Below are 12865 nucleotides of genomic sequence, written 5' to 3' on the forward strand. Positions count from 1 at the left end.
TCACTGCCGGGGCGGCGTGGCGGGCGGGGTCAGGATGGTGCCCTGTTGCGGGATCACCGCGGCCCCCTGCATCAGCTTGTTCTGGCCGGAGACGATGACCTGCTCGCCACCCTTCAGCCCCTCGGTGATGGCGACGCGGTTGCCGAAGCGGGCGCCGGCCTTGACCGGCTCGCGCGAGACGGTGAAGACGGGCTTGCCCTGGGCGTCCTTCTCCCCGGGGCGCACGACAAAGACGCTGTCGCCGTACAGGGTGTTGACCAGCGCCGTGGCGGCCACGGTGACCTGGTTCGGCAGTTCCGGCAGCGCCACGGCGGCACGGATGAACATGCCCGGCTTCAGCACCTGGCCGGGATTGTCCATGGTGGCCTGGAGCGAGATGGTCCGGGTGTCCGGGCTGATCCGCGGCTCGATGGCCGTCAGCACGGCTTCGAAGCGGCGGCCGGGCAGGGCGTCCACCGTGACCTGCACCTTCTGGCCGATGACCAGCACCGGCCGGTCCTGCTCGGGCAGGGTGAAGTTGACATAGAGCTGGCTGAGATCGGTAAGGGTGACGATCTGGTCGCCGGGGTTGAGGTATTGGCCCAGATTGACGTTGCGGATGCCGAGAACGCCGGTGAAGGGCGCGCGCACCAGCTTCTGGTTGATGATGGCCTGGGCCCGGGCGGCCTGGGCTTCGGCCTGCGACAGCTCGCTACGGGCCTGATCCAGCGTCTGCTGGGTGGTGAAGCCCGGCTGCGCCAGTTTCGAGGCACGCTCCAGCGTGACCTTGGCCAGCGAAGCCTGGGCGCGGGCACTGGCCAGGTCGGCGCGCTCCGGCTCGTCGTTCATCTGCAGCAGGGGGGCGTCGGCTTCGATCTTGTTGCCCGATTCGAAGAACAGCTTGATGATACGGCCGGACACTTCCGGCTGGATCGTCACCTGCCGGGCCGCGACCAGGGAGCCGATTCCGGTCAGCGTCTGCGGTACCGCACCCAGATCGGCGATTTCGGTCTCCACCGGCACCGGTGGTGGCTTGTTGCCAGCCAGGAACTCGGCGATCATCTTCTGGCGGAACAGGTTGAATCCCACCAGGCCGCCGATCACCAGGATCAGCAGCAGGCCCATTATCGTCAGCCGTTTGGCCATGTCGTCCATCCCATGCGTGTGCCACCGGACTTCAGCCCCTTCCGGTGGCACCAGCGGCGGCTACCGCCATCAATTTGCCATGCACCGGACGGCGTCGCCCCTGCGGCCGCCCCGGCGCCGCAAGGGGTATCCAACCGACACTCTTATGCCTGTGAGGCTGGTCACAGCGCCAGAAATTCCGCAGTCGCCCCTGTCCGCGACCGACAACCGATCCCCTGCGGCACGCCGCCGCAGTCTGCGTCGCAACCCTGCGCGGGCGTCGGCCTCCGGCCGGTGATGACGCAGCTTTGATAATCGTCATGGGAACAATTCTGTCGGCAATCGACCCTGCTCCCGAAGCATGACGCGGGTGACCTGGCGGAGCGGCCGGCGCCCGGAACGGCGTCTGCGCTCCGAGGAGTAGCCAAGCGATGGAAATCGACCTCGCCGGCCTGTCACGGCTGCAATTCGCCATGACAGCCATGTACCACTTTCTGTTCGTGCCCTTGACCCTGGGCCTGTCCTTCCTGCTGGCCGTGATGGAGACGGTCTATGTGCTGACCGGGCGTCAGATCTGGCGCGACATGACGAAGTTCTGGGGCAAGCTGTTCGGTATCAACTTCGCCATGGGTGTCGCCACCGGCATCACCATGGAATTCCAGTTCGGCACCAACTGGGCCTATTACAGCCATTACGTCGGCGACATTTTCGGTGTGCCGCTGGCTGTGGAAGGGCTGATGGCCTTCTTCCTGGAGTCGACCTTCGTCGGCCTGTTCTTCTTCGGCTGGGACCGGATGAGCCGGGTCGGGCACCTGACGGTGACCTGGCTGGTGGCCATCGGCTCCAACCTGTCGGCCCTGTGGATCCTGGTGGCCAATGGCTGGATGCAGAATCCGGCCGGCGCCGTCTTCAACCCGGAGACGATGCGCATGGAACTGGTCAGCTTTTACGAGATCCTGTTCAACCCGGTGGCCCAGGCCAAGTTCGTGCACACGGTCAGCGCCGGCTATGTCACCGGCGCCATGTTCATGCTGTCGGTCAGCGCCTGGTATCTGCTGCACGGCCGGCATCGGGAATTCGCCCGCCGGTCGATGACGGTGGCCGCCAGTTTCGGCCTTGCCGCGTCGCTGTCGGTGGTCGTGCTGGGCGACGAGAGCGGCTATGCCCTGACCGAGCATCAGAAGATGAAGCTGGCCGCCATCGAGGCCATGTGGGAGACCGAGCCGGCGCCGGCCGACTTCACCCTGTTCGGCCTGCCGGACATGCAGGCGCAGCAGACCCGCGACGCCGTGAAGATCCCCTATGCGCTGGGCCTGATCGCCACGCGCTCCTTGGACCAGACGGTGCCGGGCATCAAGGATCTGGTGGCGCGGGCGGAGGAGCGTATCCGCAGCGGCCTGCTGGCCTATGACGCCCTGCAGGCGGTGCGCGCCGACCGGGCCGACACCGCCGCCCGGGAGCGGCTGACGGCCCATGCCGCCGATCTGGGCTATGCCCTGCTGCTGAAGGCCTATGTGGAGGATCCGCGCACGGCCACGCCGGCCCAGATCGCCCAGGCGGCGCAGGACACCGTTCCGCATGTGCCCTCGCTGTTCTGGACCTTCCGCCTGATGGTGGGGCTGGGCTTCTATTTCATCCTGCTGTTCGCCGCGGCCTTCTGGTTCGCCAGCCGCCGGCAGTTCACCCGCGTCACCTTCCTGAAACTGGCGGCCTGGAGCCTGCCGCTGCCCTGGCTGGCAGCCGAGCTGGGCTGGTTCGTGGCCGAGCACGGGCGCCAGCCCTGGTCGATCGAAGGGGTGCTGCCGACCTTCCTGTCGACCTCCACCCTGACCGTGCCGGACCTGCTGGTCACCGTCAGCGGCTTCATCCTGTTCTACAGCACCCTGGCGGTGGTCGAGGTCTTCCTGCTGGTGAAGACCGTGCGGCTGGGGCCGGTGCAGGCCCTGGGGCTGGGCGACCCGGCCCGTATCGACGACGCGCATCCCCAGGCGGCCGAGTAAGGAGCGACGAGCATGCTTCCCGTACCATTCGATTATGAAACCCTGCGCCTGATCTGGTGGGTGCTGCTGGGCGTGCTGCTGATCGGCTTCGCCGTCACCGACGGTTTCGATCTGGGTGTCGGCCTGCTGCTGCCGCTGGTGGCGCGTACGGATACCGAGCGGCGCATCGCCATCAACAGCATCGGCCCGGTCTGGGAAGGGAATCAGGTCTGGTTCATCCTGGGCGGTGGCGCCATCTTCGCCGCCTATCCCCCCATCTATGCCGCCGCCTTCTCCGGCTTCTACCTCGCCATGTTCCTGGTGCTGGTGGCGCTGATCCTGCGGCCGGTGGGGTTCGATTTCCGCAACAAGGTGGCCGACCGGCGCTGGCGCGCCGTCTGGGACGCCGGCCTGTTCATCGGCGGCTTCGTGCCGGCGCTGGTGTTCGGCGTGGCCTTCGGCAACCTGCTGCAGGGTGTGCCCTTCCATTACGACGCCGATCTGCGCCTGACCTATGAGGGCGGGCTGTTGGGGCTGCTGAATCCCTTCGCCCTGCTGTGCGGGCTGGTTTCGGTGGCCATGCTGGGGCTGCACGGGGCCATCTGGCTGCTGTTGAAGACCGACGGGCCGGTGGCGGCGCGCAGCCGCAGCGCCGTCACCGTGCTGGCGCCGGCGCTGCTGGTGCTGTTCGCCCTGGCCGGGCTGTGGGCCGCGGGGCTGGAGGGGTATGTGGCCCAGGGGCTGGACCCCAACGGCGCCTCCAACCCGCTGGCCAAGTCGGTGGTGCGGGAAGGCGGGGCGCTGATGCGCAACTACGGCCTGCATCCCTGGATGCGGCTGGCCCCGGTGCTGGCGGTGGCCGGCACGCTGGCGGCCTGGGGGCTGGTGCGGCTGCGGCGTGAGGGGCTGGCCCTGCTGGCCAGCGGCATCGGCATCACCGGCGTCGTCGCCACGGCCGGCGTCAGCCTGTTCCCGTTCCTGATGCCGTCCAGCCTGGACCCGGTGGCGGGCCTGACGGTGTTCGACGCCACCTCGTCCCACCAGACCCTGTTCGTCATGCTGCTGGCCGCACTGGTGTTCGTGCCGCTGATCCTGGCCTACACGGGCTTCGTCTATTCCGTCCTGCGCGGCAAGGTCACCGCCGAACAGGTAGAACGCAACAGTCACTCCCTGTACTGAAGGAGACCGCTATGTGGTATTTCACGTGGTTCCTGGGCGTCGGTCTGGCCTGCGGCTTTGCAGTCCTGAACGCCCTGTGGCATGAGGTCCATCTGCAGGATCCGGGTCCGGTTCAGGAGTGATCATCTGTTGAGTCCGGTTGCGAAACGCCGTGGGTCGGCGGCATGAGCGGGCGCCAGAACGAGCCCGCGCCGCCCACGGCGGTTGAGAAGGAAGACAGGGGGAGCGAACGTCAGCGCAGCCGGGCCGCCGCGGCCTGGTTGCGGCGGCAGGTGCGGCCGGTGCGCGCCTGGCACGGGCTGGCTGTGCTCTGCGGCCTCGGTGCCGGCATCGCCACCATCGTCGAGGCCGCCGCCCTGGCCCGTGCCATCGGCCGGGCCGCCGACGGGCTGTGGGTCGAGGCGGGCCGTGTGCTGCCCTGGCTGCTGCTGGCCATCCTGGCCCGTGCCCTGCTGGTCTGGGGCCAGGAGCGGGCCGGGACGGAAGCGTCGGCCCGCGTGCGCCACCGGCTGCGCCTGGACCTCTACCGCAGCATGGCCCGGCTGGACCGGCGCGAGGAGGAGGGGGGCACCGCCACCCTGACCGTGCGCCTGATCGACCAGGTGGAGGCGCTGGACGGATTCCTGTCGCGCTATCTGATCCTGTCGCCCCTGGCGGGGCTGGTGCCGCTGCTGATCCTGATCGTGTCCTTCAGCCAGAACTGGGTGGTGGGGGCGCTGCTGTTGCTGACCGGGCCGCTGATCCCGCTGTTCATGATCCTGATCGGGCTGGGGGCGGAGCAGGCCAGCCGTCGCCAGTCCGTAGCCCTGGCCCAGCTCGGCCGCCGTTTCCTGGACCGGCTGGGCGGGTTGACCACCCTGCAGCTGTTCGGCCGTGTGGAGCCGGAGGCCGCGGCGCTGACGGCGGTCGCCGACGATTTCCGCCGGCGCACCATGGCGGTGCTGCGCATCGCCTTCCTGTCCTCCACCGTGCTGGAGTTCTTCGCCTCCGTCTCTATCGCCCTGGTGGCGATCTATCTGGGTTCGGTCTATCTCGGCTATTTCCACATGGGCGCGGCGGCCGATGGTATCTCGCTGGAGACCGGCCTGTTCCTGCTGCTGCTGGCGCCCGAGTATTTCCAGCCGCTGCGGGCCTATGCCGCCGCCTATCACGACCGGGCCGCGGCGGTGGCCGCCGCCGGCGACCTGATGCCGTTGGCTCCGGCGGAAGCGGCCGGGCCTGGCGATGCGGTGCCGACCGATAGGGCACGGATTGACGCGGCCCCTTCACTTCGGGCGGAGGGGGCGCTGGCCGTCAGCCTGCGCGGGGTCACGGCGGGCCACGACGGAGCGCCGCTGCTGGACGGCGTCGATCTGGACATCCCGCCGGGCGGCTTCGTCGCCATCGTCGGCCCCAGCGGCATCGGCAAATCCACCCTGATCGACCTGCTGCTGGGGTTCGTGCCGCCGCGGTCGGGCCGGATTGCCATCGGTGGTCAGGCGCCGCTGGCGGCGCGCGGCCGGGTCAGCTGGCTGCCGCAACGCCCCGCCCTGGTGTCCGGCAGCATCCGCGCCGTCATCGCCCGCGGCGATCCGGACGCTCCGGCCGCGGCGCTGGTCCAGGCGGGGGAGGCAGCGGATGTGACCGGCTTCGCCGCGGCCCTGCCGCGGGGGCTGGATACGCCGGTGGGCGAGCGTGGTTTCGGCCTGTCCGGCGGGCAGCTGCGCCGCGTGGCCCTGGCCCGCGCCCTGCTGAAACCGGCCGGGCTGCTGCTGCTGGACGAGCCGACCTCCGACCTGGACCCGGTGGCGGAGCGGCGGGTGCTGGAGACCCTGCGCCGCCGCGCCGGGGCCCAGACCATCGTGATGGTGACCCATAGCGCCGCGGCGGCGGCCCATGCCGACCGGGTCTACCGGCTGGAGCAAGGCCGGCTGTCCCCGCTGGCCGGACCGGAGGCCACGCCATGAGCCATCCTTTGATACGGTTTCTGGGCCGGACCGGCGAGGGTCGCCGTGGCCTGATCCTGGCGGTGCTGATCGGAACGGTGGGCGTGCTGGCCGGAGCGGCCCTGCTGGGCCTGTCCGGCTGGTTCATCGTGGCCACGGCGCTGGCCGGCAGTCTGGCCAGCTTCAATGTCTTCACCCCGTCGGCGGGCATCCGCACCTTCACCCTGCTGCGCACGCTGGCCCGCTACGGCGAGCGGCTGACCGGCCATGACGGGACGCTGCGCATCCTGGCCGGGCTGCGCCTGTGGTTCTTCCGCCGCATGGCGGCGCTGCAGCCGGCCCAGCGCGGATTCGAGCGCAGCGGCGATCTGTTGAACCGGGTGACGGCCGACATCAACGCGCTGGACACGGTCTATCTCCGCTCCTATGCGCCGGCGGTGCAGGTCCTGGTGTCGCTGCTCTGTCTGGCCCTGCTGGGCTGGACCGTGGGGTTCCTGCCGCCCTGGCTGCCGCTGCTGGCGGCCGCCCTGGCCCTTGGGCTGCCGCTGCTGGTGTTCCGCGCCAGTGCCGCCGGCGGGCGTGTCCAGGCCGATGCCACGGCGGCGCTGCGCAGCGCCCTGGTCGAAGGTGTGCAGGGCGCGCGCGAACTGGCGGTGTTCGGCGGCGAGGCCGCGGCGGCGGCGCGGGTGGCGGCGCAGTCGGCCCGGCTGGTGGGCGGCAGCCGCGATACGGCCCGGGCGGCGGCCCTGGGTGCTGGCGTGGTGCTGCTGGGCACGCGGCTGCTGGCCGTGCTGGTGCTGGTCCACGGCCTTGCGGCGGGACAGGCCGGCATGGCGGGGGTCGGGTCCGGGCTGCTGGCCCTGGCGGTGCTGGCCACGCTGGGCCTGCTGGAACCGCTGGGCACCCTGCCCCAGATGGGGCAGAGCTTCGCCCGCGCGGCGCGGGCGGCGGAGAATCTGGAGGCGGTGGCGGCCCAGACGCCGCTGCTGCCCGAACCGGCCCGGCCGCTGCCGCTGCCGCCACGCCCCGACATCGGCATCCATGGACTGACGCTGCGCCACGGGCCGGACCTGCCGACGGTGCTGGACGGGCTGGACCTGCACCTGCCCTATGGTGTCCATGCCGGCCTCTACGGTCCCAGCGGCGAGGGCAAGTCCAGCCTGAGTCAGGCCCTGCTGCGCCAGATCCCGCTGACGGCGGGGCGCATCACCCTGGGCGGTGTCGATCTGGCCGACCTGTCCGAGGCCGATCTGCGGCGGGGACTGTCCTACCTGCCGCAGACGCCGACCCTGTTCGACGGCAGTGTGGCGGACAATCTGCGTCTGGCGGCGCCGGATGCCGATGACGCGGCGGTGTGGGCGGCCCTGGATCAGGTGGAGCTGGGTGACCTGTTCCGCGCCCGGCGCGACGGGCTGGACAGCTGGGTGGGCGAGGGCGGGCTGCGCCTGTCCGGCGGCGAGGCCAAGCGCCTGGGCCTGGCGCAGATGCTGTTGCGGGCGGCCGCGGTCACCCTGCTGGATGAGCCCACGGGCGGGCTGGACCGGGATCTGGCGGAGCGGCTGATGCCGCGCCTGCATGCGGCCTTCGCCGGGCGCACGCTGGTCGTCATCTCGCACCAGCCGGAGGATCTGGCGGGCTGTGGCTGGGTCGGGCGGTTGCAGGCGGGCCGGCTGGTGGTCGAACGCACGGAAGCCTGCTCAGGCCGGGGGGCGGACCTTCCCAGCTAACCCGGCCCGCCTCAGCCCAGCCCCATGCGGTGCAGCATATCGATCAGGCTGGCGGCCTCGGCCGTGGGCGGGATCCGGCCCACGGGGCCGGGGATCGTCTCAAACGCGGCCGGCGTCTCAGCGGGACAGCGCAGGATCAGCGGCAGGGCGGGGTGGGTCAGACGGATGCGGTGGCACAGTTCAGCCCCCGCCATCCGCGGCATGTGGCAGGCCGTGATCAGCACATCGGTGGTGCTGGGATAGAATTTCTCCAGCGCCTCGTGCCCGTTGCGGGCCGTCGTGACCTTGAAATTGGCGGCGGTCAGGCTGGCCGACAGGTGCTCCAGGGCCGTCCGGTCGGAATCGACAAGAAGAACACAGCGTCCACAACTCATGATGGGTAGAACGTCCTCGGAAATCGGCGCGGAATTGAACGGTTTCGACCGGTGTGCTGCAATCGGTGTGGCGGATCCCGCGATCCAGGACGTTGATCCGCTGTGCCGGATGCCGATGCACCGGTCCAGACCAGGCCATTCGGACTAGCCTAAAGTAGTATATTGATCGTACAGAGTTGTGGGCAGGGGCGAAAGGCATCCTTCGGGATGGCCCCTATCGCGCGATGATTTCGGCAGATCTTCGCGCACATCATGTGTGCGCGCAGATCAGGCCTGTCCCAGCGGTGGGTCCAGCAGTGCCAGCAAATTGACCGCCATGCTCGGCAACTGGGCCTGTCCATCCGTAGCGATCAGATAGCCCTGCAACGAACCGCCTTCGGCCAGGGCCAGCAGCATTTGCTCCAGCCGGCGCAGCGTGACATCGTCACAGCGCTCCACCGTGTCCCGGCACATATCCAAGATCCGGGTCTTGCGCGGGGCTATGGGCGTCTGCTCGGGCATGCAGGATTCCTTGTCACGACCGGGCCATCCTAAGCGGGACCGGTTAAAGCAGGTTTCAGACGGCATAGGTCCTCGCAGCTTAAAACCGGACTTAAACAGCGCGTCCTAGGATGACGGCAGCTTCGACATCCGGACCGGTGCCATGCAGCCCATCCTTGCCTCCCTGACGACCGCGCCATCCGACGGCGGCAGCACCGCGTCCGCCAGCCGGTCCGGCAACACCAGCACGGCCGCAGGGACAGGGGGCTATGCCTCGGACTTCGATGCGCTGGTCGCCGAGAAGGCCCGGGCAAACCAGGATCCCGCGGGATCGCCCCCGGCAGATGCGGCGACCGACAGCGCCGGCGAGACTTCGCGGACCGACCCGCCATCCGACGGCGGGACGCTGATGGCCGGCCTGATGCAGGCCATGGGCCTGACCATGGTGCAACCGCAACCGATCCCGGCGGCGGCGACCGGTACGGCCATGGTGTCCGGCGTGCAGACCGGCACGGGGCAGCCCGTGCGCATCAAGCCGCAACTGGCCCAGGGGGCGCCGCAGCCCGTGACCGGGACCGATGCCGCCCTGGACGGGGCGGGCAGCCAAGCCGCCGACGGTGCCGCACTGCCGACGGCCCAGGCGGGGACCCCGGCCGGAACCGCGGTCGGACCGGCCCAGACCGATGCGACTGCAATGGCCGGACAGACCGCCACCGATGGCGGTGCGGTGACGGCGGCACAGCAGGGTGCCCAGCAGGTGGCGGGTCAGGGGACGGCTGTGGCGGCGACCGTCACGCCCGTTCCCGCTGCTGTGGCGCCCCGGGCGCAACCGGAAGCCTCGCCGGCCACCAATCCTGCGGGCCGGGGTGACGCCATCGAGGCGCCGGCCGCTGCGGGGCGTGCCGCGACCGCCAAGCCGGCGGCCCGCGCTGCCGCTCTGCTGGCCGGTGCCGAGGAGAAGGCGGCCGGTCCCGTGGCGGACCCGGCCAAGACTGCGCCGGCCGACGGTTTGCCCCCGGCGCCGGATGCCGGGCTTCTGCCCCTGACCCCCGGTCAGACGGCGGCGCGGGAGGCTGGCCATGTGCCGGCCGCGACCCGCGCCGGTGCCCTGGCGCACAGCAGCCCCGCCAATCAGGTCATGGCCCGGATCGAGCAGGCCGTGTCCGACGGCCAGACCACGCTGACGGTCCGCCTCGATCCGGAATCGCTGGGCCGCGTCGAGGTGCGCCTCGATGTGCAGGACGGCCGGGTGACGGCCCTGATCTCGGCCGACCGGCAGTCGACCCTGGACCTGCTGCAGCGGGACCAGCGGCTGCTGGAGCGGGCGGTATCGCAGAGCGGCCTGCAACTGCAGTCCGACGGGCTGCAGTTCTCCTTGCGCGACGGTGGCGGCCAGTGGGCCGGGACCCCGTCCGGCGGCAGGGCGGCCCGTGTCTACGGTGTGGCGGTGGAGGCCGATGCGGCGCCGGACCTGCTGACGCCGGCCCCGGTGCGTTCCGACAGCCTCGTCGATATCCAGATCTGAAGAAGGACCTCAGCCATGTCCACCGTTGACGGCGTCGCCGGTACGACCCAGACCAAAGATCAGCTGGCCCAGACCCGGCTGACCACCGATACACAGTCCTTCCTGCGCCTGCTGACGGCACAGCTGAAGAACCAGGACCCGATGCAGCCGGTGGACTCGACCCAATGGGTCAGCCAGCTGGCCCAGTTTTCCTCAGTCGAACAGGCCGTGGCCGCCAATTCGAAGATCGCCGAGGTGCTGAGCGAGCTGAAATCCAGCAACGACCGCATGGATCTCAGCTATATCGGCCGCCAGGTCGAGGTGGACAGCGGCACGGTCGGTCTGAAGGACGGCAAACTCAGCGCCTCCTACTCCATTCCGGAGGGGGCCAAGTCGGTCGATCTCTATATTCTCGACGGCGAGGGTCGCATCGTGGCCTCGGCCAAGGGTGATCCGCTGGCCGGTACGCACAGCTTCACCTGGGACGGCACCACCAGCACCGGGACCAAGGCGCCGGAGGGAGCCTATACGGTGCTGGTCCAGGCCACCGACGAGAACAGCAAGTCGCTGACCACTGGCCTGACCCATTCGGCCAAGGTCACCGGCATCCGCCGTGAGGATGGCAGCACCGTCTTTGTCCTGGATGATGGCACCACCACGGGCCGCGACAGCATCATCGCCGCGGCCTGATCAGCCCATGAACCAGACACCGGCGACCCGGTGCAGCTTCTCCACATCCTCGAGATCGAGGGTGACGCGACGGCGGGACAGCGTCAGGCCATAAAGCTGTCCGTCATCGTCCTGGCGCAGATAGAAGGCTAGCGGCGTCCAGCTGACCCGGTTGATGACCAGATCGCCGACCCGCGGCACCCCCGCCGGACTGACATGCAGGACAACCCCCGGCATCAGAGCCGGGGCATTGCTGAGGTCGTTGATGACGATGGCATAGGCATCCGGATCGCCGCGGAGCTGTTCCGGTGCCGGAACAATGCCGATTGCCTCTGCCGCGCTGCCCGCCCGCGTCAGGTCACGGCCATCATAGAGGGGGAGTGACGTCCGTTCGGCCCGCTGCGGCAGCATCAGCGCCAGCAGCGGACTCCCCGGCGCCAGCAGCGCCTCCGGGTTCAGGCCCATGGCGCGGCCCAGCCGCAGCACATGGTCCGGACGCAGCGGGCGGACGCCGTTCTCCAGCTTCGACAGTTCGCCTTTCGACATGCCGGCGGCTGCCGCCAGCCGCGCCAGACTGAGCCCGCGTTCCTCACGCAACGCCCGCAGGCGCGGACCATCCTGTTCCTGCATCGCAGCCCCGTCCTGTTTCCAGCCGGGAAACATACACGAAGTGCCTGACAAGGAAAGAGGGATCAGCTGCGCTGATTGATCTGGTGGATCATCTTGTTGAGGGTGATGTCCTGGACATGGCCATCCACCGCTTCGTTGGCGATCCGCACCATCTCGGCCTTCAGCTGGGCAGGATCGACGCGGTCCGGTTGCAGCCCGCCCTCGGCGCCCCGGGCATAGAGGAAGCGCAGCAGCCGGTCATGCACCAGGGGAAGCGAGGCATTGACCGAGGTGCCGGGTGTGAAGTCCACCGTCATCTCCACGGCCACGAAGGCGGCGACGCGGCCCTGGCTCCAGACCGGGACGATGACGGATTCGCCGTTGGACTGGGAAGGCGGTGCCCCGGTCTCCGGACGGATGGTGGGCGGCGGGACGGTCGGCCGCTGACCCTGGCTGATCAGGCCGCCGAGATAGAGGCCGCCGGCAAACAGCACGATGCCGGCCAGGACCGGGGAGAGGGGGAGCTTGGCCATGTCGGTCAGAACGGCAGGATGGCGTCCAGCACCTGCTGGCCGACGCGCGGCTGCTGCAGGTCGGTGATCTGGCCGCGGCCGCCATAGGCGATGCGGGCCTCGGCGATCTTCTCGTAGCTGACCGTGTTGCGCGTGGTGATGTCCTGGGGCCGGATGACGCCAGCGATGCGCAACTCGCGCAGTTCGTAGTTCACCCGCATCTCCTGCCGGCCGGCAATGACCAGATTGCCGTTGGGCAGGATCTCGGTCACCACGGCGGCGACCTTCAGCTGGATCTGCTCCTTGCGGTTGACGGCGCCATTCCCGCTGGAGCTGGAGCTGGAATTCATGTTGACCAGCTTGTCCTTGTCCACGCTGTTGGGGAACACGGCCCCGAGCTTGTTCTCGAACCCGAACAGGTTCGGCAGACCGGCCGCCTCGTTGGCGCCGCGGGACCGGGTCGTCTGGTTGCTGATCTGCGCCTGTTCCGACATCTCGATGACGACGGTGACGATGTCGCCGACCTTGTTGGCGCGCAGGTCGCGCAGGAAGCCGCGCGCGTCGGATTCCCACAGGCTGGCCGGCTGGCGCAGCTGCATGGAGCGCTCGGGCATCGGCATGCTGACACCGGCCGCCTCCATCTGGCGGGCTGGATCGTCGATGGGGGTCATGCTGGGCGCCCGTCCCAGGTGATCCAGCCGGTCGGCGCAGGCGGCCAGCAGCAACGGGGCCAGCAGCAGCGCGGCGGGACGGTGGATGGACATGGGGCCGCTCCTTTTCTGGGGACGGGCGAGGCGGGACAT

Annotated in this window: 13 protein-coding genes; 7 read left to right on the forward strand and 6 right to left on the reverse strand. The window is 69.6% G+C overall.

Translation table 11 applies throughout. The annotated features are described in order from the left end of the window. The gene (locus tag DK368_RS05260) at positions 1 to 1125 is read right to left on the reverse strand and encodes an efflux RND transporter periplasmic adaptor subunit (protein ID WP_162305879.1); all 1125 of its coding nucleotides are present in this window, start codon (positions 1123 to 1125) and stop codon (positions 1 to 3) included. 410 nt (positions 1126 to 1535) lie between these two features. On the opposite strand from DK368_RS05260, the gene DK368_RS05265 reads away from it, so the two are divergent. The 5 genes from DK368_RS05265 to cydC are packed head-to-tail and all read left to right on the forward strand — an operon-like array spanning position 1536 to position 7914. After that, positions 1536 to 3104: a cytochrome ubiquinol oxidase subunit I gene (locus tag DK368_RS05265; protein WP_114392711.1), complete on the forward strand. Its 1569-nt coding sequence runs from the start codon at positions 1536 to 1538 to the stop codon at positions 3102 to 3104. A gap of 12 nt (positions 3105 to 3116) precedes the next feature. Next, positions 3117 to 4262: a cytochrome d ubiquinol oxidase subunit II gene (gene cydB, locus DK368_RS05270; RefSeq protein ID WP_114392713.1), complete on the forward strand. Its 1146-nt coding sequence runs from the start codon at positions 3117 to 3119 to the stop codon at positions 4260 to 4262. 11 nt (positions 4263 to 4273) lie between these two features. Continuing rightward, complete coding sequence (cydX, locus tag DK368_RS05275; RefSeq protein ID WP_114392715.1) at positions 4274 to 4384, forward strand: cytochrome bd-I oxidase subunit CydX; 111 nt, start codon at positions 4274 to 4276, stop codon at positions 4382 to 4384. Between the two features lie 42 nt (positions 4385 to 4426). Then, positions 4427 to 6208 (forward strand): thiol reductant ABC exporter subunit CydD, encoded by a 1782-nt coding sequence (gene cydD, locus DK368_RS05280; protein ID WP_114392717.1) that lies wholly within the window; start codon positions 4427 to 4429, stop codon positions 6206 to 6208. Next, positions 6205 to 7914, forward strand: a complete 1710-nt coding sequence (gene cydC, locus DK368_RS05285; RefSeq protein WP_114392719.1) for a thiol reductant ABC exporter subunit CydC — start codon at positions 6205 to 6207, stop codon at positions 7912 to 7914. The genes cydD and cydC overlap by 4 nt, the downstream gene beginning before the upstream one ends. An 11-nt stretch (positions 7915 to 7925) precedes the next feature. Here cydC and DK368_RS05290 read toward each other — a convergent pair whose 3' ends face one another. Together DK368_RS05290 and DK368_RS05295 are read right to left on the reverse strand one after the other, a co-directional pair. Further along, entirely contained in the window at positions 7926 to 8288 is a 363-nt protein-coding gene (locus DK368_RS05290; RefSeq protein ID WP_114392721.1) for a response regulator, read from the reverse strand. A gap of 267 nt (positions 8289 to 8555) precedes the next feature. Beyond that, positions 8556 to 8789 carry a hypothetical protein gene (locus DK368_RS05295; RefSeq protein WP_114392723.1) on the reverse strand — a complete coding sequence of 78 codons (234 nt, stop codon included), beginning with the start codon at positions 8787 to 8789 and terminating at the stop codon, positions 8556 to 8558. Positions 8790 to 8931: 142 nt separating this feature from the next. On the opposite strand from DK368_RS05295, the gene DK368_RS05300 reads away from it, so the two are divergent. Continuing rightward, entirely contained in the window at positions 8932 to 10293 is a 1362-nt protein-coding gene (locus DK368_RS05300) for a flagellar hook-length control protein FliK (protein WP_114392725.1), read from the forward strand. Positions 10294 to 10308: 15 nt separating this feature from the next. Continuing rightward, positions 10309 to 10962: a flagellar hook assembly protein FlgD gene (locus tag DK368_RS05305; RefSeq protein WP_114392727.1), complete on the forward strand. Its 654-nt coding sequence runs from the start codon at positions 10309 to 10311 to the stop codon at positions 10960 to 10962. Here DK368_RS05305 and DK368_RS05310 read toward each other — a convergent pair whose 3' ends face one another. From DK368_RS05310 to flgH, 3 genes are all read right to left on the reverse strand, one after another. After that, positions 10963 to 11571, reverse strand: a complete 609-nt coding sequence (locus tag DK368_RS05310; protein WP_162305880.1) for a helix-turn-helix domain-containing protein — start codon at positions 11569 to 11571, stop codon at positions 10963 to 10965. It lies immediately after the preceding gene. A 62-nt stretch (positions 11572 to 11633) separates the two neighbouring features. Next, positions 11634 to 12083, reverse strand: coding sequence for a hypothetical protein (locus tag DK368_RS05315; RefSeq protein WP_114392730.1), 450 nt, complete (start codon positions 12081 to 12083; stop codon positions 11634 to 11636). 5 nt (positions 12084 to 12088) lie between these two features. After that, complete coding sequence (flgH, locus tag DK368_RS05320; RefSeq protein ID WP_114392731.1) at positions 12089 to 12826, reverse strand: flagellar basal body L-ring protein FlgH; 738 nt, start codon at positions 12824 to 12826, stop codon at positions 12089 to 12091. Between the last annotated feature and the right edge of the window lie 39 nt (positions 12827 to 12865).

Source organism: Oleisolibacter albus (genome assembly GCF_003336875.1).
Taxonomy (GTDB): domain Bacteria; phylum Pseudomonadota; class Alphaproteobacteria; order Azospirillales; family Azospirillaceae; genus Niveispirillum; species Niveispirillum album.